This is a genomic window from Bordetella pertussis 18323, from assembly GCF_000306945.1.
GTDB lineage: Bacteria > Pseudomonadota > Gammaproteobacteria > Burkholderiales > Burkholderiaceae_B > Bordetella > Bordetella pertussis.
In genome coordinates, this window is the sequence record NC_018518.1 from 1,576,509 (window position 1) to 1,593,025 (window position 16,517).

The 16,517-nt window shown below is 68.8% G+C and carries 14 protein-coding genes, 1 tRNA gene and 2 pseudogenes; 11 read left to right on the forward strand and 6 right to left on the reverse strand.

Annotated elements, in window-relative coordinates; translation table 11 throughout:
- The 4 genes and pseudogenes from BN118_RS07460 (at position 1) to cheZ (ending at position 2,991) form a co-directional block, all read left to right on the forward strand.
- Positions 1-859 (forward strand): annotated as a pseudogene (locus BN118_RS07460) (CheR family methyltransferase).
- Positions 856-1,908, forward strand: a complete 1,053-nt coding sequence (locus tag BN118_RS07465; RefSeq protein WP_010930146.1) for a protein-glutamate methylesterase/protein-glutamine glutaminase — start codon at positions 856-858, stop codon at positions 1,906-1,908. Before BN118_RS07460 ends, BN118_RS07465 begins: the two are co-directional and overlap by 4 nt.
- Before the next feature lie 52 nt (positions 1,909-1,960).
- Positions 1,961-2,350 (forward strand): chemotaxis response regulator CheY, encoded by a 390-nt coding sequence (gene cheY, locus BN118_RS07470; RefSeq protein WP_003811911.1) that lies wholly within the window; start codon positions 1,961-1,963, stop codon positions 2,348-2,350.
- 8 nt (positions 2,351-2,358) lie between these two features.
- On the forward strand, positions 2,359-2,991 hold the full coding sequence (cheZ, locus tag BN118_RS07475) for a protein phosphatase CheZ (protein ID WP_003817162.1): 633 nt from the start codon (positions 2,359-2,361) through the stop codon (positions 2,989-2,991).
- 47 nt (positions 2,992-3,038) lie between these two features.
- On the opposite strand, the gene BN118_RS07480 is transcribed toward cheZ, so the two are convergent.
- A complete protein-coding gene (locus tag BN118_RS07480) occupies positions 3,039-4,055 on the reverse strand; it encodes an IS110-like element IS1663 family transposase (protein ID WP_014905678.1) in 1,017 nt (338 codons plus the stop codon).
- Positions 4,056-4,246: 191 nt separating this feature from the next.
- Entirely contained in the window at positions 4,247-6,583 is a 2,337-nt protein-coding gene (locus BN118_RS07485) for a heavy metal translocating P-type ATPase (protein WP_010931098.1), read from the reverse strand.
- Positions 6,584-6,665: 82 nt separating this feature from the next.
- Here BN118_RS07485 and cadR point away from each other — a divergent pair, with 82 nt between their 5' ends.
- Together cadR and BN118_RS07495 are read left to right on the forward strand one after the other, a co-directional pair.
- Positions 6,666-7,100, forward strand: coding sequence for a Cd(II)/Pb(II)-responsive transcriptional regulator (gene cadR / locus BN118_RS07490; RefSeq protein ID WP_003812014.1), 435 nt, complete (start codon positions 6,666-6,668; stop codon positions 7,098-7,100).
- Positions 7,101-7,198: 98 nt separating this feature from the next.
- On the forward strand, positions 7,199-8,149 hold the full coding sequence (locus tag BN118_RS07495; RefSeq protein ID WP_005012067.1) for an IS481-like element IS481 family transposase: 951 nt from the start codon (positions 7,199-7,201) through the stop codon (positions 8,147-8,149).
- Here the strand turns inward: BN118_RS07495 and BN118_RS07500 are convergent.
- Positions 8,146-9,978 (reverse strand): ABC transporter ATP-binding protein, encoded by a 1,833-nt coding sequence (locus BN118_RS07500; protein WP_010930051.1) that lies wholly within the window; start codon positions 9,976-9,978, stop codon positions 8,146-8,148. The two genes, BN118_RS07495 and BN118_RS07500, sit on opposite strands and share 4 nt — an antisense overlap.
- A 398-nt stretch (positions 9,979-10,376) precedes the next feature.
- On the opposite strand from BN118_RS07500, the gene BN118_RS07505 reads away from it, so the two are divergent.
- The 3 genes from BN118_RS07505 (at position 10,377) to BN118_RS20470 (ending at position 11,552) form a co-directional block, all read left to right on the forward strand.
- Complete coding sequence (locus tag BN118_RS07505; RefSeq protein ID WP_010930052.1) at positions 10,377-11,036, forward strand: thiopurine S-methyltransferase; 660 nt, start codon at positions 10,377-10,379, stop codon at positions 11,034-11,036.
- Positions 11,037-11,129: 93 nt separating this feature from the next.
- Positions 11,130-11,276 (forward strand): hypothetical protein, encoded by a 147-nt coding sequence (locus BN118_RS20465; RefSeq protein ID WP_023852837.1) that lies wholly within the window; start codon positions 11,130-11,132, stop codon positions 11,274-11,276.
- Between the two features lie 108 nt (positions 11,277-11,384).
- Complete coding sequence (locus tag BN118_RS20470; protein ID WP_003809770.1) at positions 11,385-11,552, forward strand: hypothetical protein; 168 nt, start codon at positions 11,385-11,387, stop codon at positions 11,550-11,552.
- Positions 11,553-11,563: 11 nt separating this feature from the next.
- Here the strand turns inward: BN118_RS20470 and BN118_RS07515 are convergent, their stop codons facing one another.
- Entirely contained in the window at positions 11,564-12,244 is a 681-nt protein-coding gene (locus BN118_RS07515; protein WP_010930054.1) for a DUF3313 domain-containing protein, read from the reverse strand.
- Positions 12,245-12,525: 281 nt separating this feature from the next.
- On the opposite strand from BN118_RS07515, the gene BN118_RS07520 reads away from it, so the two are divergent.
- Complete coding sequence (locus BN118_RS07520) at positions 12,526-13,242, forward strand: flagellar brake protein (RefSeq protein ID WP_010930055.1); 717 nt, start codon at positions 12,526-12,528, stop codon at positions 13,240-13,242.
- Between the two features lie 14 nt (positions 13,243-13,256).
- Here BN118_RS07520 and BN118_RS07525 read toward each other — a convergent pair whose 3' ends face one another.
- Positions 13,257-14,558 (reverse strand): phospholipase A, encoded by a 1,302-nt coding sequence (locus tag BN118_RS07525; protein ID WP_010930056.1) that lies wholly within the window; start codon positions 14,556-14,558, stop codon positions 13,257-13,259.
- A gap of 134 nt (positions 14,559-14,692) precedes the next feature.
- Positions 14,693-16,185: pseudogene (amaB, locus tag BN118_RS07530) on the reverse strand (L-piperidine-6-carboxylate dehydrogenase).
- 181 nt (positions 16,186-16,366) lie between these two features.
- Between amaB and BN118_RS07535 the strand changes: the two are divergent.
- A tRNA-Arg gene (locus BN118_RS07535) sits at positions 16,367-16,443 on the forward strand.
- Positions 16,444-16,517: the final 74 nt, after the last annotated feature.

Sequence of the window (16,517 nt, forward strand, 5' to 3'; positions counted from 1 at the left end):
GTGGCGACAGCAATGACGACGCCGGCTTTCAGCGCCGAGCGCCAGTTCGAGTTCCGCGACGCGGACTTCGCCCGGGTACGGCAGATGATCTACGCGCGCGCCGGCATTTCGCTGGGCGCGCACAAGCGCGAAATGGTGTACAGCCGCCTGGCGCGGCGCCTGCGCGCGCTGGGGCAGCAGGAGTTCCGCGTCTACCTGGACGGGCTGGAGAACGAGCCGGCCGCGCCCGAGTGGGAAGACTTCGTCAACGCCCTGACGACCAACCTGACCGCCTTCTTTCGCGAGTCGCATCACTTTCCCATCCTGGCCGATTTCGCGCGCCAGCGCGGCGGGCCGGTATCGGTGTGGTGCTGCGCCGCCTCGACCGGCGAAGAGCCGTACTCGATCGCCATGACGCTGGTCGAGAGCCTGGGCGCGCGCCCAGGCCAGCCAGGTGCTGGCCACCGATATCGATACCAACTGCCTGCAGCGCGCGCGCGCGGGCGTCTATCCGTACGAGCGGGTGGCCAAGCTGGACCCGGCGCGCCTGAAGCGGTTTTTCATGCGCGGACGCGGCGCCAATGAAGGGCAGGTCAAGGTGCGCGCGGAGCTGGCCGACATGGTGCGCTTCGAGACCTTGAACCTGCTGGCGCCGCACTGGCCGATCAACGAGAAATTCGACGCGATCTTCTGCCGCAATGTCATGATTTACTTCGACAAGCCGACCCAGGCCAGGATCCTGCGGCGGTTCGTCCCCTTGCTCAAGCCGGGCGGACTGCTGTTTGCCGGGCATTCCGAGAATTTCACCTATATCAGCCGCGACTTCCGCCTGCGCGGACAGACTGTCTATGAGCAGGCCAGCGGCGAGTTGCCAGTATGAAGAAGATCAAGGTCTTGTGCGTGGATGATTCCGCGCTGGTGCGCGGTCTGATGACCGAGATCATCAACAGCCATCCGGACATGGAGGTGGTCGCGACCGCGCCCGATCCGCTGGTGGCGCGCGAACTGATCAAGAAGCACAACCCGGACGTGCTGACGCTGGATGTGGAAATGCCGCGCATGGACGGCCTGGATTTCCTCGAAAAGCTGATGCGGCTGCGGCCCATGCCGGTGGTGATGGTGTCGTCGCTGACCGAGCGCGGCGGCGAGATCACGCTGCGGGCGCTGGAACTGGGCGCGATCGATTTCGTGACCAAGCCCAAGCTGGGGATCCGCGACGGGTTGATCGAGTATTCCGAGGTGATCGCGGACAAGATCCGCGCCGCCTCGCGCGCGCGCCTGCGCGCGCTGGCGCCGGCGAGCCACGCGGCGCCGCTGCGCCTGCGCAGTCCGTTCGCCAGCTCCGAGAAGCTGGTGATCGTGGGCGCATCGACCGGCGGCACCGAAGCGATCCGCGAGGTGCTGCAGCCCCTGCCGGCCGACAGCCCGGCGATCCTCATCACCCAGCACATGCTGGCCGGCTTCACGCGCTCGTTCGCGCAGCGCCTGGACGCGCTGTGCGCGGTGACCGTGCGCGAAGCCAGCGACGGCGAGCGGGTGCTGCCTGGCCACGTGTACCTGGCGCCGGGCGGCGAGACGCATATGCGCCTGGGCCGCAGCGGCGCCAACTACGTGATCGGGCTGCAGGCCAGCGAGCCGGTCAACCGGCACCGCCCCTCGGTGGACGTGCTGTTCCATTCGGCCGCCGAGGCGGCCGGCGGCAATGCGATCGGGGTGATACTGACCGGCATGGGTAAGGATGGCGCGGCCGGCTTGCTGGCCATGAAACGCGCCGGCGCACGGACCATGGCGCAGGACGAGGCCAGTTGCGTGGTCTTCGGCATGCCGCGCGAGGCCATCGCGCTGGGCGCGGCCGACGAGGTCGTGCCGCTGGCCGACATCAGTGAGCGGATTCTGACGCGTCTGGGCGACCGCGGGCATCGCGTTTGACGCCCCGGTCCCAACGGAGCGGGCGTCCGGACATTATTTTCTTGGAGTTGAGATGGTAGATAAGGGAATGAAGATACTGGTGGTGGATGATTTCCCCACCATGCGGCGCATCATACGCAACCTGCTCAAGGAGCTGGGTTTCGAGAACGTCGACGAGGCCGAGGACGGCGCCATCGGGCTGGAGAAACTGCGCAACGGCGCCTTCCAGTTCGTGGTGTCGGACTGGAACATGCCGAACCTCGACGGCCTGGAAATGCTCAAGCAGATCCGCGCCGACGCGGCGCTGAAGTCGTTGCCGGTGCTGATGGTGACGGCCGAGGCCAAGAAGGAGAACATCGTGGCGGCGGCCCAGGCCGGCGCCAACGGCTACGTGGTCAAGCCGTTCACGGCCGCGACGCTGGAAGAGAAGCTGAACAAGATCTTCGAGAAACTCGCCGGCTGAGGTACCGAATGAATGCGACGGACACTGGCATGCAGGCAGACCCGACCGACCTGATCCAGCGGATCGCCTCGTTGACGCGCATGCTGCGCGACAGCATGCGCGAGCTCGGGCTGGACCAGGCCATCAAGGATGCCGCCGAGGCGATTCCCGATGCGCGCGACCGCCTGCGCTACGTGGCGCAGATGACCGAGCAGGCCGCCAATCGGGTATTGAACGCCACCGAGGCCGCCGGCCCCATCCAGGACGGCATGGCGCGCGGCGCCCAGGCGCTGGACGAGCGCTGGCAGCAATGGTACGACCAGCCGCTCGAGTTGCCGCAGGCGCGCGCCCTGGTGCAGGACACGCGGGCCTTCCTGGCCGCCGTGCCGCAGCACACGCAGCAGACCCAGGCCAAGCTGATGGAAATCGTCATGGCGCAGGATTTCCAGGACCTGACCGGCCAGGTCATCATGCGCATGATGGACGTGGTGGGCGCGATCGAGCGTGAACTGCTGCAGGTGCTGCTGGACAACGTGCCGCAGGAGCGCCGCGACGAAGCCAATTCGCTGCTCAACGGCCCGCAGGTCAACCCCGGCGGCAAGGCCGACGTCGTCACCAGCCAGGACCAGGTCGACGACCTGCTGGCCAGCCTGGGCTTCTGAGCAGGGCAGGGTGCCTGTCCCCGCGGGGACAGATACCGTCTTGGCAGTCAACCGTTCATGGCGTAATTGGGCTGGTAGGGGATGCGGTTTTTGAGGACCCCGAAGCACAGATGCACCAGTTTTCTCATGGCCGCGCCCAGCGCGGCCTTTTTGCTTTTTCCTGTTTTGAGCAGGCGCTGGTAAAGGGCGCGGATGTGGGGGTTGTGGCGGGTCCCAACCAGGGCCGCCATGTATAACGTGGCGCGCACCTGGGAGGGGCCGGCTTTGGACAGGCGTGCGCAGCTGTTCAGACTGCTGCCGGATTGGCGCTGCACAGGGACCACCCCGAGATAGGCGGCCAGGCTCTGGGCGGAGTCGATATGCCGATTGTGCATGACGGCCAGGATGGCGTTGCCGGCCTGAGGCCCGATGGCGGGGATGGAGTTCAGCAGCTCGCAGTCTTGCTTGAGGTCGGGGTGGTTGTCGATGTGCTGATCGATCGCCCGCTCGATTTGTTTGATCTGTTCGCGCAAGAACGCGATGGCCTTGTCGATGGAACCATCGACCAAGGGCGCCGAGGGGCTGAACTGGCTCTTCTCTTTGCGATTGAGCTCACGCAACAGATCCTTGCTCAGCGCCTCGCGTCGCGTCAACAAGGCGCGCAGTTGACGCGCATGCAAGGGCGCCGGGTGCCACAGCGCCGGGCTCAGCGTCTGTCCATAGCGAGCCAGCACGTAGCTGTCGAGCGCATCATTTTTGGAGCGCAGCGCCAAGGCCTTGGCAAAGTCCCGGGCCTGGGCGGGATTGACCAAAGAGACCCGGACCTGGGGCAGCGCCGTGGCCGCTTGCTCGTGATACAGACCCGTAGGCTCCAGGATGGCGTGCAACTGCGCCGGCTGTGCGCCGTGTTTGGCGCACCACGCCAGCAGGGCTTGTACGCCCGCGGCGGTGTTGACCACCACCTTGGTCTTACGCTTGTCAGCCTCAGCCGTCAGCAACGTGCAATCCAGCTTGGCCTTTGATACATCAATACCTATGAAAACATGGACTTGGCCTCCTGCAGATAACAAACTGCTGTCAGCCACTGCGCCCACTTGCCTTGTACATACAGGGTCCTCGCCCTACGATACCGTCCAGTGTCTCGCCGGCCCAGCAGTGCGCTGCCGAGCCGCTATCTGTCCCACAAAGTCCTCGCTTTGGGCACCAACTCGCGGTCATCGGCGCGCGGTGGTGATAGCTAATCACCACCGGAGGAAAGATACAAGGCACCCCGTCATCAGGACGCCTGGTGCCTGCCCGCGCGCAGCAGCCGCAAGCCGTTGGCGACCACCAGCAGGCTGGCGCCGACGTCGGCGAACACCGCCATCCACAGCGTGGCCTGGCCGGCCATCGCCAGCACCAGGAACACCGCCTTGATGCCCAGCGCCAGGACGATGTTCTGGGTCAGGATGCGGTGGGTGGCGCGCGACAGGCGCACGAACGTGCCGATCTTGCGCAGGTCGTCGTCCATCAGCGCCACGTCGGCGGTTTCGATGGCGGTGCCGGTGCCGGCCGCGCCCATGGCGAAGCCGATGTCGGCGCGCGCCAGCGCCGGCGCGTCGTTGATGCCGTCGCCCACCATGCCCACGCGCAGGGCCGGATCCAGCTTGGCCTCGACGGCGTCCAGCTTGTCCTGCGGCAGCAGGTCGCCGCGCGCCTCGTCGATGCCGGCCTGGGCGGCCACCGCCTGGGCGGCGCGGGTGTTGTCGCCGGTCAGCATGAGGGTGCGCACGCCCAACCGGTGCAGGTCGGCCACGGCGGCGGCGCTGCTGGCCTTGAGCGTGTCGGCCACCGCGGCCAGCAGCAGGACGCGCTGCCCGTCGGCCAGGGCGATGGCGGTCTTGCCGGCCGCTTCATAGGCGTCGATGCGGGCCTCGATATCGGGCGTGCTGACGCCCAGCTCGCGCATCAGGCGGCGGTTGCCCAGCTGGAAGCGCTCGCCGCCGATCTCGCCCTGCACGCCGCGGCCGGGCAGGGCGGCGAAACCGTTCACCTCGTCCAGCGGCGCGTCCAGGGCGTGGTCGGCCTGGGCCAGCGCGCGCGACACGGGGTGGTCCGAGCGCGCCGCCAGGCTGACCGCGGCGCGCAGCGCCGGGCGCCCGCCCGCGCTGGCGTCGTGCAGCAGTTCCAGGTCGGTCTGCACCGGCTTGCCCTGGGTCAGCGTGCCGGTCTTGTCCAGCGCCAGCCAGCGCAGCTTGCGTCCTTCCTCCAGGTAGACGCCGCCCTTGATCAGGATGCCGCGCCGCGCGGCGGCGGTCAGGCCGCTGACCACGCTGACCGGGGTGGAAATCACCAGCGCGCAGGGGCAGGCGATGATCAGCAGCGCCAGCGCGCGGTACACGGAGTCGAGCCAGGCGTGGCCCAGCAGCAGCGGCGGCGCCAGCGCGACCAGCACCGCCAGCCCGACCACGGCCGGCGTGTAGATGCGCGAGAAGCGGTCGATGAAGCGCTGGGTCGGGGCGCGCGCGCCCTGGGCCTGTTCGACCGCGTGGATGATGCGGTCCAGCGTGGTATTGCCGGCCGCCGCCGTGACGCGGTAGTCGAACGACCCGGAGGCATTGACGGTGCCGGCGTAGACGTCGTCGTCCGGGCCTTTTTCCACCGGCAGGCTTTCGCCGGTGATGGGCGACTGGTCGATCGCGGACTGGCCTTCGCTGATGGTGCCGTCGGCGGCGATGCGCTCGCCCGGGCGCACCCGCACCAGGTCGCCCGGGCGCAGTCGCGCCGCCGGCACCTCGGCCCACGAGCCGTCCGGCTGGCGCGCGGTGGCGGTCTGCGGCGCCAGGTCCAGCAGGCCGCGCACCGCATGGCGGGCGCGGTCCAGGGCGCGGGCCTCGATCAGCTCGGCCACGTTGAACAGGAACATCACCATGGCCGCTTCCGGCCATTGGCCGATGAGCATCGCGCCGGTCACGGCGATGCTCATCAGGGCATTGATGTTGAGGTTGCCGTTGCGCACCGCGATCCAGCCCTTGCGGTAGGTCGACAGCCCGCAGGCCAGGATGGCCGCCAGCGCCAGGGCGGCGGCGACATAGACCGGCTGGCCGGTGAAGTGGGCGAGCTCGGACAGCGCCGCCAGCACCCCGCCGGCGGCCAGCAGGCGCCAGCCGCGCGAAGGCGCGGCCGCGCCGGCTGGGGTCGCCGGGGCGTCGCCGGCCAGGGGCTCGGGCGTCATGCCCAGCGAGCGGATCGCCGCGTCGATGCGATCGAGCGCGCCGTCGGCATGCAGCACGATCAGTACGCGCTGCATCAGGTTGAAGTCGAGCTCGTGCACCTCGGGCAGGCTGGCCAGCTTCTTGCGGATCAGCGTTTCCTCGGTGGGGCAGTCCATCTGCCCGATGCGCACCCGCGTGACCTGCTGGCCCGGACCGGGCTGCCAGGCCGGGGCGGCCGCGGGCGCGGCCGGCTGGCCGTGCCCATGGCCGCAGCAGGCCGGGATGCCATGGTCGTGGGCATGGTCGTGCCCGGCATGGTCATGGCCTGCGTGGTCGTGGCCTGCGTGGTCGTGGCCGTGGGCGTCCGTGCGTTGGCCAGATGGCATATCGAGGGCAAGGTCGCGGGTCGTGGAGGGCATCTGGTACGTCCTTTCTGGATGTTGGACGCATTTCACACCCTGGAGTTACTATAGGGTCAAGCACCCGGATCAAGGAGCCCCCATGAAAATCGGCGAACTGGCCCGCACGGCGGGCACCACGGTGGAAACCGTGCGCTATTACGAGAAGGAAGGGCTGTTGCCCGCGCCCGAGCGCGGCCTGAACAACTACCGCAGCTACGGCGAGGCCCATGTCGAGCGGCTGCGCCTGATCCGCAATTGCCGCGCGCTGGACATGACGCAGGACGAGATTCGCACCGTCCTGGCCCTGGCGGACAACCACGAGGCCGGCTGCGCTCCGATCAACCAGGTGTTCGACGAGCACATCGCCCACGTGGACGCCCGCATCGCCGAGCTGACCCAGCTGAAGGCCCAGCTGGGCGAGCTGCGCCAGCGCTGCGCCTCGGCCCGCCCGGACGCCGAGGACTGCGGCATCCTGCACGGCCTGAGCGAGATGCAGGTCGAAGAGCGTCCCGAGCGCCACACCCACCTCGGCTAGCTGTGAAGATTCAATAGGTTGTATGCATGGTTCATCCGAACCGGATTTGAGAAACTGGAAATCGCCACCCCCCCAGTTCACTCAAGGAGCCCGGCCGGATGAACACCCATAAGCATGCCCGATTGACCTTCCTACGTCGACTCGAAATGGTCCAGCAATTGATCGCCCATCAAGTTTGTGTGCCTGAAGCGGCCCGCGCCTATGGGGTCACCGCGCCGACTGTGCGCAAATGGCTGGGCCGCTTCCTGGCTCAGGGCCAGGCGGGCTTGGCCGATGCGTCCTCGCGCCCGACGGTCTCGCCCCGAGCGATTGCGCCGGCCAAGGCGCTGGCTATCGTGGAGCTGCGCCGCAAGCGGCTGACCCAAGCGCGCATCGCCCAGGCGCTGGGCGTGTCAGCCAGCACCGTCAGCCGCGTCCTGGCCCGCGCCGGTCTGTCGCACCTGGCCGACCTGGAGCCGGCCGAGCCGGTGGTGCGCTACGAGCATCAGGCCCCCGGCGATCTGCTGCACATCGACATCAAGAAGCTGGGACGTATCCAGCGCCCTGGCCACCGGGTCACGGGCAACCGACGCGATACCGTTGAGGGGGCCGGCTGGGACTTCGTCTTCGTGGCCATCGATGACCACGCCCGCGTGGCCTTCACCGACATCCACCCCGACGAGCGCTTCCCCAGCGCCGTCCAGTTCCTCAAGGACGCAGTGGCCTACTACCAGCGCCTGGGCGTGACCATCCAGCGCTTGCTCACCGACAATGGCTCGGCCTTTCGCAGCCGCGCCTTCGCCGCGCTGTGCCATGAGCTGGGCATCAAGCACCGCTTTACCCGACCTTACCGCCCACAGACCAATGGCAAGGCCGAACGCTTCATCCAGTCGGCCTTGCGTGAGTGGGCTTACGCTCACACCTACCAGAACTCCCAACACCGAGCCGATGCCATGAAATCCTGGCTACACCACTACAACTGGCATCGACCCCACCAAGGCATCGGGCGCGCTGTACCCATCTCCAGACTCAACCTGGACGAATACAACCTATTGACAGTTCACAGCTAGCTGGCCGCCGCGCCGCCCAGCTCCCATTGCGACAGGCCGCGCGTCAGCTCCAGCGCCTGGCGTTCGAACAGGCGCCGGTACACGCCGCCGTGCAGGCGGATCAGCGCTTCGTGGCTGCCTTCCTCGATGACGCGGCCCCGGTCCATGACCAGCAGGCGATCCAGCGCGCGGACGGTGGACAGGCGGTGCGCCACCACCAGCGTGGTGCGGCCCTCCATCAGGCGCTCCATGGCCCGCTGGATGAGCACCTCGCTTTCGCTGTCCAGGCTGGAGGTGGCTTCGTCCAGGATGAGGATGGGCGCATCGGCCAGGAAGGCGCGCGCGATCGCCACGCGCTGGCGTTCCCCGCCCGACAGCTTGACGCCGCGCTCGCCCACCAGCGTGTCGTAGCCCTTGGGCAGCGCCATGATGAAGTCGTGCGCGCTGGCCAGCCGGGCGGCGCGCTCGATCTCGGCCTGCGTGGCCCCGGGCCGCCCGTAGGCGATGTTCTCGGCCAGCGAGCGGTGGAACAGCACCGGGTCCTGCTGCACGATGGCGATCTGGCTGCGCAGCGACGCCTGCCGCACCGCGGCGATGTCCTGCCCATCGATGGTGATGCGTCCGCCGTCCACGTCGTACAGGCGCTGGATCAGCTTGATGAACGTGGTCTTGCCCGAGCCGGAGTGGCCGACCAGGCCGACCCGTTCGCCCGGCGCGATGCGCACCGAGAAGTCGCGGTACAGCGGCTGCTCGTGCGGGCCATAGCGGAACGTGACGTTCTCGAAGCGGATCTCGCCCGCGCCGATGTCGATCGGCCCGGCGCCGGGCAGGTCCTCGACATCCAGCGGCTGGCGCTGCAGCGAGACCAGCTCCTCCATGTCGTTGATCGAGCGCTGCAGGTTGCGGATGTTCATGCCCACGTCGCGCAGGTAGCCCTGCAGCATGAAGAAGGTCGTGAAGGCGAAGGTCACGTCGCCCACGCTGGCCTGGCCGCGCTGCCACAGCAGCAGCGCCACGCCGAGGATGGCCGCCTGCATGGCCACCAGCATCGCGCCCTGCACGCCGCCGTTGATGGTTCCGCGCACCCACCCGCGCCGGGTGCGGTGGCGCCATTTGTCGGTGACGCGGGCCAGCCGGGCTTCCTCGCGCCATTCGGCGCCGAAGGCCTTGACCACGGCGTTGCAGCTCACCGCGTCGGCCAGCGCGCCGCCCATGCGGGTGTCCCAGGCGTTGCCCAGGCGCGCCGCGGGCGCCACGTAGTCCAGCGACAGCGCCATCGTTACCGCCACGTACAGCAGCGAGCCCAGTCCGACCACCAGCCCCATGAGGGGCCAGTGCCAGCCCAGCAGAGCGGTGGCGCCGGCCAGCATGGCCAGCGAGGGCAGCAGGGCGATCAGCAGCGTGTCGTTGAGCAGGTCGAGCGCCCACATGCCGCGCGTGATCTTGCGCACGGTCGAGCCGGCGAAGGTGTTGGCGTGCCAGTCGGACGACAGCCGCTGCACCTGGTGGAACGCCAGGCCGACGATGTCGTGCATCATCTTCAGCGTCAGCGCGATGATGTTCATGAAGATGGCCTGGCGCAGCAAGGTGGCGCCCACGCCCAGCGCGATCAGCAGCCAGAAGGCGCCGAGCGCGGCGTTGCGCGCCACCGTGTCGGCGGGCGCGCCGCCGGCCACGGCGTCGATCAGCCGGCCGACGTACAGGGGCGTGAGAATGTCGGCCAGCGCCGAGAGCAGCGCCAGCATGGCGATGAGGCCGATGCGCCAGGGTTGCCTGGCCCAGTGCCTGAAAGTAAAGCCGAGAACGGCCTTGAACGCGGATCCGCGCAAGTCGAGTTTATTGCGAGCCATTTGCCAGGGTCCGGCCACGCGGCGCGCGCCAGGACGTCAGTAGAAAGTGAATGCCAGCCAGCGCGGGCCGCCCATGGGGGGCCGGCAGGCTACGGATTGCGTAGGGGAGGGCGCGTGGGCCGCGATGCGGCCCGGCGCGGGCTGCGACCTAACGGCGCGGCGGGGTCACGCGCGGAGTGGCGATGTGCGGTACGAGCATGGGGCGCCTCCGGGTGAGTGATCGTGGATGGGAACGAGGGCCCGTGAGCAGGGCCCAAAGTGCGATCCTAGCAGCGGGTCCGGACCGCGCGCAAGATTCGCCGCCGCCGGCGTTGCGTAATCGACACGGAAGGCGCGTGCCGGGCCGGGCGCGCCGGGTCTCTACAATATGTCCCGACATGATCGATGGAGGATGAGGCATGGACGCGGATTTCTGGCTGGATCGTTGGCGCGAAGGGCGCACGCATTTTCACCAGACGCGGGTGACGCCGCTGCTGCAAAAATACTGGCCGACGCTGGACGTGCCGGCCGGCGGCCAGGTGCTGGTTCCGCTGGCGGGCAAGTCGCTCGACATGGTGTGGCTGGCCGGGCAGGGACTGCGCGTGCTGGGCGTGGAGCTGTCGCAACTGGCGGTCGAGCAGTTCTTCGACGAGAACGACCTGCGCCCCGAGATCCACCAATCTGCGCAGGGCCGCCACTATGTGGCGGGCAACCTCGAACTGATCTGCGGCGACGTGTTCGCGCTGGAAGACGCCACGCTGGCCGCCTGCGCCGGCGTGTACGACCGCGCCGCGCTGGTGGCGCTGCCCGAGCCCATGCGCAAGCGCTACGCGCGCGAGGTCTATGGCCGCCTGGGCCGGGGCTGCCGGGGCATCCTCATCACGCTGGACTATCCGCAGGACCAGATGGAAGGTCCGCCCTTTTCCGTGGACGACGCCGAAGTGCAGGCGCTGTATGCCGGCCATACCGAAGCCCGCCTGATCGACCGGCGCGACATCCTCGACAAGGAGCCCAAGTTCAACCAGCGCGGCGTGGCGCGGCTGGACACGCTGGTATACCGGCTCGAACGCCTGGGCTGAGCGCGGCGATGCTGCGCCTTGTTACCGACATCCATGCCTGGTAGCGATGGGCGAGCCTACACTTGCGCCGTCTCCAACAACAGGAATATGGGCATGAAATCGATACTCGGGCTGTTGCTTGCCGCGGCGCTGCTGGGCGGCTGTGCCGTCTATACCCCGCACGGCGCGGCCGTGGTGGATCCGCCCGACCGCGGCGGCGGCTTCTGTCCGCCCGGCCAGGCCAAGAAGGGCAACTGCTGACTGCGCACGGCTGAGCGCGGCGCGCCGCATGCGCGGCGCCGAAATCGCTACACTGGACGTACGGGCGCGCGCCGGCGCATCGGCCGCGCAGCGCCCAAGGAGGCGATCATGAAATTCTGCATGGCGACATTGATGCTGGCGGCCAGCCTGGCGCTGGCCGGCTGCGCGGGCGGGCAAGGCTCGCAGCCCGGCCCGCCGCATCCCGGCGCGGTCAACCCCTACAGCAGCGGCGGTTTCCACGACGCCGGCCCGGACTACCCCGATACCGGCCGTTGAACCGCGCGGCCTTATTTGCTGCGCACGTAGTTGCGTATTTCACGCGCGACGTTATCGGTCCATTCGTCGATCAGCGGCTTGAGCGCCGAGGCCGGCACCGAGGCCTGGCCCTGGGCGATGGCGCGTACGCGCTCGCCGGTGCCCCCGCGCACCGACGCCCACAGCAGCTGGCCCGTCTGGCTGTCGGTGACCTTGCTTTCGATCGCGATGGTGGCCTGCTGCGGCCGGCCGCCTTCCAGCACGGCCCTGGCGCCGGTGACGGCCAGCGCCACGGGGATGTACTGGTAGGCCGCCAGCGCCTCGCTTTCGCTGCCGACCGCTGTGATCGCGATGCGCGCCTTGGCCACGCCCGGGCCGGGGCCGTTGACCAGGCGGATCTCGCGGCCGATCTTGCGGCGCAGCGACTGGTCCAGGTAGTTCTGCAGTTCGGTCAGCGTTTCCATCGACACCTGCGCCGACGGTTGCGGGCTGGGGTAGTACTCGACCGGCGACAGCCACATGGCGGTGTACTGGCGCGGCTTGAGCGCGGCGTCGCGGTAGATCAGCCGCGCGCCGCCGGGCACCTGCTCCTCGCGCAACTGCGAGTAATCGCCGAGGAAGCCCGACTCCTTCGGAGCGCGCTGGTTGGCGCAGCCGGCCAGCAACAGGGCAGCGGCGCTGAGCGCTGCGATTCGATACAGGGACGACTTCATAGCGGGTTTCCCTACAAAAGAGACGTTGGCCCAGGAGACGGGTGGCCCAGCATACGCGGCGCGGCACCCCCCTGCAACGCGGGCACGCGCGCAACGGCGCCGCTCATCCGTCGGGACGGCTGCCGATGGCCGATCCCGGCCAGGCCCGGCGCCGGGATTCGCGGCATGATCTGGTAAAATAATAAAGATTTCGTAACAAATTGGCAATTTTCGGCGCTGCCCGGCGCCCCGCCAGCTTCCCGGCTGCGTGCCGGCAGTCCTGCCTTGCCCCGACATTCCTTATGCCCGATGCTCACGACCCGTACCTGGTAAGCGGCAGGTTCGAAATCGCCAACCTGCTGCAGACGCTCCAGGCCCGCCAGTGCCTGCTGCTCATGCGCATCCCGGGCCGCCCCTTCAACAGCGTGACCTCCGTGCTGCACGTGGATGCGCAGGCGGGCCAGGTCGTGCTGGACGCGGCCCAGGACGACACCCTCAATCAGCGCCTGGCCGATGTCGGCGATGTGGCTTTCGACACCTCGCTGGACAACATCAGCATTTCGTTTGCCGCCGCGCGCGTGGCGCGCTGCGAGTTCGAGGCGCGGCCGGCCCTGCTGGTCGATCTGCCCGAAACCCTGACCAGGGTGCAGCGGCGCGATACGTTCCGCATCGCCGTGCCGGTGGCGCAGCCCGCGACCTGGGTGCGCGAGGCGGGCGGGGCCGAGCCGCTGGCGCTGTGCGACATCAGCCCGGGCGGACTGGCGCTGGCCGATCCGCTGCAGACGCTGGACCCGGCGCCAGGCAAGATCTACCGCGGCGTGCTGGCCTTGCCGGAGCTGGGCGCGTTCGCCGCGGCGATCCGCGTGGTCCATCACCTGGACGAGGTCCTGGCCAAGGGCAAGACCAGCCGGCGCATCGGCTGCGCGTTCGTCGAGCTCGACAAGGGCACGGGCATCCGCATCCAGGCCTACGTCAACGCCTTGCAGCGCGACCAGATCGCGCGCCAGCGCGGCCTGTAGCCCGCCGCGCCCGCTCAGGGCACCAGCGACAGGCCGATGCGGAACTGCGAGTCGTGGCGCTGGTTGTAGCCCAGCAGCGTCTCGCCGTAGCCGTTGAAGTACTGCAGGTGCAGGTAGCCGTTCATGTCCAGCCAGGTCCGCTTCAGCGGCCAGGCGAAGTCCAGCTGGGTGGTGCGCCGGCTGCTGGCGCCCTGGCGGTACATGGCCGACACCACCGCGCCGCCGTCCTGCGCCCAGCGCAGGTTCCAGTCCACATAGCCGGCATAGTCGGCGTAGTCGAGGTTTTCGCGCGCCACGCCGAAGTAGGTCTTGACCTTGGGCGCGAAGGTCAGCGTGCTGCCGCTGTCGAAGCGGTAGTTCAGCGCCGGCTGCACGTAGGCGTCGTTGAGCGAGCGCGAGTCGTTGCCGCTCTTGCCGTTGGACTGGTGTTCGACGCCGGTGTTCAGGCCGACGCGCCAGTTCTGGCTGGCTGACGACCAGATATTGTCCGATAGCCAGAATGCGCTGGGGTTGAAGGTGGTGTCGATGAAGGGCTTGGAGTCGCCTTCCAGGTCCCACAGCGAAGTCTGGGTGTAGCCGAGGTAGAAGTTCTCGCCGAAGGTGGCCGGACGGTCGCCCTTGGGCGAGAACAGCCGGTATTTGGCGCTGATCTGGAAGCGCGCGGTGGTCTGCTCGCGCGTGCCGATGTCGAAGTACATCGGCTGGTATTCGCTGATGGCGCTGCGGAACACATCGAACGCGCTGGCCGGCTGGAAGGTCTGGCTGACGGCCACCTGCGCCGGCGCCGGGCCGGAGTCGGGCGAGACGCCGGCCGCCGTCACGGCCGCCGGCGGCAGGGGCTGCCCGGTGCGCGCATCGGTCACCGGCACATCGGCCGGCGTGCTGGCCAGCGTATCCTGCTCGCGGCCGGTGGCGTCCAGCGCCAGCATGGTGGACTCGCCCTCGATCGACACCGCCTGCAGGCCGCGCGCGTGCACCGGCACCACGGCGTCCCAGCTCATGCGGGCGAAATTGTTGACGGGGATGTTCAGCGCCGCCTCGCCCGCGGGGCGCTGCGCCAGGCTGCGTATGGTCTGGTCGTCGGCGCCGCGCCACTGCAATACCAGCTGCTGCGGCGCGTTCCACGCCGCGCTGGCCGAACCATCGTTGAAGAACACGGCCTCCAGGCGCACCGTCTCGCCCGGCGCCGCCGCGGGGCGGTCGAGCCGGTAGGAAATGCCAGCGAGAGCGGGGAGCGACATTCCCGCCAGCGCCAGCGCGAGCGCGCCAGCCAGGGCGGGGCGAATGAACGGGGATCGGGGGTCCGGCACTTGCATAGGAAACGACCAGCTATGGTGACGGCGAACTGTAGCATTCGACGCTGTAGCCGTTGAAACGCCATGTAAGGCAGGCTTGCATGCCGCTGGCGAAAAGGCCGAGCCGCCGCGGGCAGGCGGCGGGCTACAAGCGGTTACTCGCCGAACCGGATGCCTTGCGCCAGGGGCAGCGCGCGCGAGTAATTGACGGTGTTGGTGGCGCGCCGCATATAGTGCTTCCAGGCGTCCGAGCCGGACTCGCGGCCGCCGCCGGTTTCCTTCTCGCCGCCGATCTCCGCGCCCGAGGTGCCGATGTTCACGTTGGCGATGCCGCAGTCCGACCCGGCGGACGACAGGAACGCCTCGGCTTCGCGCAGGTCGTTGGTGAAGATGGCGGACGACAGGCCTTGCGGCACGCCGTTGTGCATGGCCAGCGCCGCCGGGAGGTCGCCGTAGCGCATGACATACAGGATGGGGGCGAAGGTCTCGTGGCAGACCACGTCGGTCTGGCCCGGCATTTCGACGATGGCCGGGCGCACGTACCAGGCGTCGGGATACCGCTCGGCCAGCAGGCGCTCGCCGCCGCTGACCTGGCCGCCCTGTTCGCGCGCGGCCGTCAGCGCGGCCTGCATGGCGTCGTACGCAGCGCGGTCGATCAGCGGCCCGACCAGGGTGCCGGGTTGCAGCGGGTCGCCCACCGTCGCGCTGGCGTAGGCCTGCTTCAGGCGCGCGACCAGGGTATCGGCGATATCGGTGTGCGCGATCAGGCGGCGCGTGGTGGTGCAGCGCTGGCCGGCCGTGCCGATGGCGCCGAACACGATGCCGCGCGTGGCCATCTCCAGGTCGGCGCTGGGCGCCACGATGATGGCGTTGTTGCCGCCCAGCTCCAGCAGGACGCGGCCGAAGCGCTGCGCCACGCGCGGGCCCACCTGCCGGCCCATGCGGGTCGAGCCGGTGGCCGAGACCAGCGCCACGTCATGCGAATCGACCAGCGCCTCGCCAAGCTGGCGCCCGCCTATCAGTACTTCGGCCAGCCCGGCCGGCGCCTCGCCGTAGTCCTGCAGGGCGCGCGCCAGCAGCGCCTGGCAGGCCAGCGCGGTCAGCGGCGTTTTTTCGGAAGGCTTCCAGACCACGGCATTGCCGCACACCAGCGCCAGCGCGGCGTTCCAGGACCAGACCCCGCGACCGGGAAGTTGAACGCGCTGATCACGCCGACCACGCCCAGCGGATGCCAGGTTTCCATCATGCGGTGGCCGGGGCGCTCGGACGCGATGGTCAGCCCGTACAACTGGCGCGACAGGCCGACGGCGAAATCGCAGATATCGATCATTTCCTGCACTTCGCCGGCGCCTTCGGCGAGGATCTTGCCGGCCTCCAGCGAGACCAGCCGGCCCAGCGCCTCCTTGTGCTCGCGCAGCACGTCGCCGAACCGGCGCACCAGCTCGCCGCGCCGCGGCGCGGGCACGTCGCGCCATTGCTGGCTGGCCTGGCGCGCGCGGGTGATCGCGGCATGCGCCTGCGCCACGCTGTGCTCGGGAACGCGGGCCAGCAGCGCGCCGTCGATGGGGCTGCGGGCCTGCAGGCTGCCCTGGGCCAGGGCGGCGGGGTCCAGCCCCAGCTTGCGCAAGAGATCGGAAGGCGTATCCATGATTGCTCCTGTAAGCGTGGCAACGGCGGCTTTGAAGCCGGAAAAACAGACACTGTACTACGTCGCCGGCATGCCGTGGGCATCGATCGGCGGGGGCGATTGGGCCGGCCTGCGCCTTCCGGGGTAAAATGCGCGCCCGGCCATGCGCCCGCCGGCATCGCCGCGCCGCGCGCATTCCGTACCGCCCTTAGCTCAGTTGGATAGAGCACAGGTCTTCTAAACCTGGGGTCACAAGTTCGAATCTTGTAGGGCGGGCCACAGCTTTCCCGCGCATTGCGGCCAGACCGGAAATCCCATGCAGATCACTGATTTGCATGGGATTTTTTTCGCTT

Excerpts from the sequence above, each read along its gene's own strand:
- BN118_RS07465 (WP_010930146.1), top strand. The coding sequence starts at position 856 with ATGAAGAAGATCAAGGTCTTGTGCGTGGATGATTCCGCGCTGGTGCGC.
- cheY (WP_003811911.1), top strand. The coding sequence starts at position 1,961 with ATGGTAGATAAGGGAATGAAGATACTGGTGGTGGATGATTTCCCCACC.
- cheZ (WP_003817162.1), top strand. The coding sequence starts at position 2,359 with ATGAATGCGACGGACACTGGCATGCAGGCAGACCCGACCGACCTGATC.
- BN118_RS07485 (WP_010931098.1), bottom strand. The coding sequence starts at position 6,583 with ATGCCCTCCACGACCCGCGACCTTGCCCTCGATATGCCATCTGGCCAA.
- cadR (WP_003812014.1), top strand. The coding sequence starts at position 6,666 with ATGAAAATCGGCGAACTGGCCCGCACGGCGGGCACCACGGTGGAAACC.
- BN118_RS07495 (WP_005012067.1), top strand. The coding sequence starts at position 7,199 with ATGAACACCCATAAGCATGCCCGATTGACCTTCCTACGTCGACTCGAA.
- BN118_RS07500 (WP_010930051.1), bottom strand. The coding sequence starts at position 9,978 with ATGGCTCGCAATAAACTCGACTTGCGCGGATCCGCGTTCAAGGCCGTT.
- BN118_RS07505 (WP_010930052.1), top strand. The coding sequence starts at position 10,377 with ATGGACGCGGATTTCTGGCTGGATCGTTGGCGCGAAGGGCGCACGCAT.
- BN118_RS20465 (WP_023852837.1), top strand. The coding sequence starts at position 11,130 with ATGAAATCGATACTCGGGCTGTTGCTTGCCGCGGCGCTGCTGGGCGGC.
- BN118_RS20470 (WP_003809770.1), top strand. The coding sequence starts at position 11,385 with ATGAAATTCTGCATGGCGACATTGATGCTGGCGGCCAGCCTGGCGCTG.
- BN118_RS07515 (WP_010930054.1), bottom strand. The coding sequence starts at position 12,244 with ATGAAGTCGTCCCTGTATCGAATCGCAGCGCTCAGCGCCGCTGCCCTG.
- BN118_RS07520 (WP_010930055.1), top strand. The coding sequence starts at position 12,526 with ATGCCCGATGCTCACGACCCGTACCTGGTAAGCGGCAGGTTCGAAATC.
- BN118_RS07525 (WP_010930056.1), bottom strand. The coding sequence starts at position 14,558 with ATGCAAGTGCCGGACCCCCGATCCCCGTTCATTCGCCCCGCCCTGGCT.